Consider the following 2353-nt stretch of genomic DNA (forward strand, 5'->3'; position numbering starts at 1 on the left):
GGCCCGCACCTCGGGCCGCAAGGGCCACCAGCGCGTCGTACACGGCTCCCCCGGCGATGCCCACCGGCGCAAGCAGGGTTGGTAGCGAACAGGCCACCAGATCGTCGAGCGCCACCGTGTCGCCGAAGCGGGCGGAGAGGAGGCGAGCGGCGTCCGGCGGTGCCAACCGGGCGTCAGCGGGCAGGCGGGTGAGGACGGAGTAGGACTCGGCCAGCGGGTGGGCCGTCAGCCGGGGCGACAGCGAGCGCAGGTGACCGTCCACGAGGGCGTGAGCGGTGTGCGACCGCAGGACGTAAGGGACGGCGACGGTGGTGCGACGGCCACCTCTGTCATCGACGGCCGGCGTCGATCAGCCCCAGCACGGTGTCGTCGTCGATTGCGATGTCGGACTCGGCGACGAGGACACCGTCGGACTCGACGAGGCGCGCCGTCCGTCCCGACGGGACCAGCTGGAGGCCTGACCCGTAGAGGCTGAGGTCGACCGACGACCCGGAGACGAGCCCCAGAGCATCGCGCAGGCCCTTGGGGATCACGATGCGCCCGACGGAGTCGATGGACGCTTCCATTGAGACCACTCTACCAGTCCGTTCCCAGGCCCTGAACGAGGACCATGACGAGGCCGGGAGGGTCTCAGAGCGTGTCTTGAATTTGTGGGGTTACCAGTTGTAGGGGGTGACGGTGTGGTCGGGGGTGGTGCGGGCGAGGCGGCGGGTCATGAGGCCGATCATGGCCCAGTGGATCATGGCGTGGGCGTGTTCGGGGCGGCGTTCGTAGTCGACTTGGAGGCGGCGGCAGCGGGTGATCCAGCCGAAGGTGCGTTCCACGACCCAGCGGCGTGGGAGGACGGTGAAGCCGGTCTGGCCTTCGAGCTTGTTGACGATCTCGACGGTGACTCCGTAGGTGGCTTGGGTCCAGGTGACGAAGCGGCCGGTGTAGCCGCCGTCGGCCCAGATGCGACGCAGGCCCCGGTGCTCGCGCAACGCCTGGCGGGTGACGTCGACCGCCGCGACGCGGTCTTGGACGTTGGCCGCGGTGATGGTGAGCGCCAGCAGCAGGCCGAGCGTGTCGACGATGGCGTGGCGCTTGCGGCCCTTGGTGCGCTTGCCGGCGTCGTAGCCGGTGGTGGCTGCCCCGGCGGTGTCGCCGCAGCGGATGCTCTGGGCGTCGATGCTCCCCGCGGAGGGGATCGGGTCGCGGCCTTCGGCGGCGCGGGTGGCGTCGCGGAGGCGACGGTGGATGACCTCGAGGGTGCCATCGGCGGTCCAGGTGGAGAAGTGGCCGTAGACGGTCTGCCACGGTGGGAAGTCGGCCGGGAGCTGCCGCCAAGAGCACCCGGTGCGCACGACGTAGAAGATGGCATCGACGACCGAGCGGCGGGGCCACGCGGGGCGTCCTCGCCGTGCCGGGCCCGACTTCGGCGGTGGGACCAGCGGCTCCAAGATCGCCCACTCGGCGTCGCTCGTATCAGATGGGTACCGACGTTGCCGCTGCTCCATCCCCCCACCATCGAACACTCGCGCGCCATGACAGTGGATGGCGAACACACGTTTTCAAGACACGCTCTCAGGCGGCGAGGATGAGCTCGGCGGTCGGGCCGGGCTGGTCCCAGTGGGGGAAGTGCCCGCAGTGGTCGAACCAGTGCAGCCGCGCGTCGGGGAACAGCTCGGTGGCGCGCCGGGCCTGGCTGGGCAGGGTGACCCTATCCTGGCAGCCCCAACCGATGACCACCTTGCCCTGGAGCGAACCGGCGGGCGCACCTTGCTGCTTCGGGCCGTGGACGAGGGAGGAGAGCGCTTCGTCGAGGCTCACGGAGGTCTTGAACCCCCGCAGCTCGGTGAGCACGAGGTCGGCCGGGAGCTTCCAGGGCCGGGCCGAGAACTGCGCGAGCAGAGCGGTGCGCCCCGCAGCGTTGGCGGTGAGCGCCGGCAGCGCGGGCTGGATGCTTCGGACCAGGGCCACCGACGCGGTGATGGAGGCGTTGAAGACCTTGAGCTGACCGTCGCTCCAGAAGCCGCCGGGGTCGAGGGCCACGGTGGTGCCGGCGTGGCCCCGACGGGCCATCTCGAGCACCATGCGGGCGCCCATCGAGCTGCCCACCACGTCGATGTCGCCCAGGCCCTCGTCCTCGATGAAGGCCTGAACGGCGTCGGTGAGGCTGGCCATCGTCACCTCGCCGTTCAGCGGCGGGCTCTCGCCGAAGCCGGGCAGGTCGACGGCGATGACGGTACGCGAGGCCGAGAGCAGGGGCAGGATCGGATCCCAGTTGCGGAGGCTCGACCCGAGGCCGTGCACGAGGAGCAGGGGCTTGCCGGATCCGGTGCGGACGGCGTGCATGGAGATCCCTTTCGGGGAG

3 protein-coding genes and 1 pseudogene are annotated in these 2353 nt (G+C 70.7%); all 4 read right to left on the reverse strand.

Translation table 11 applies throughout. The features are described 5' to 3' along the window. Positions 1–262, reverse strand: a pseudogene (locus VNL12_RS05640) (hypothetical protein); the annotation flags it as partial. A 67-nt stretch (positions 263–329) separates the two neighbouring features. Then, positions 330–566 carry an AbrB/MazE/SpoVT family DNA-binding domain-containing protein gene (locus tag VNL12_RS05645; protein WP_325592373.1) on the reverse strand — a complete coding sequence of 79 codons (237 nt, stop codon included), beginning with the start codon at positions 564–566 and terminating at the stop codon, positions 330–332. A 90-nt stretch (positions 567–656) separates the two neighbouring features. After that, the gene (locus VNL12_RS05650) at positions 657–1496 is read right to left on the reverse strand and encodes an IS5 family transposase (protein ID WP_325592375.1); all 840 of its coding nucleotides are present in this window, start codon (positions 1494–1496) and stop codon (positions 657–659) included. 67 nt (positions 1497–1563) lie between these two features. Next, positions 1564–2353: alpha/beta fold hydrolase (locus VNL12_RS05655; protein WP_325592377.1), on the reverse strand; the 790-nt coding region annotated here is incomplete at its 5' end.

The sequence above is a fragment of the Iamia sp. genome, assembly GCF_035575815.1.
Lineage (GTDB): Bacteria > Actinomycetota > Acidimicrobiia > Acidimicrobiales > Iamiaceae > Iamia.

What these genes read in the sequence shown, in the direction of transcription:
- VNL12_RS05645 (WP_325592373.1), bottom strand. Translation starts at nt 566, where the DNA reads ATGGAAGCGTCCATCGACTCCGTCGGGCGCATCGTGATCCCCAAGGGC.
- VNL12_RS05650 (WP_325592375.1), bottom strand. Translation starts at nt 1,496, where the DNA reads ATGGAGCAGCGGCAACGTCGGTACCCATCTGATACGAGCGACGCCGAG.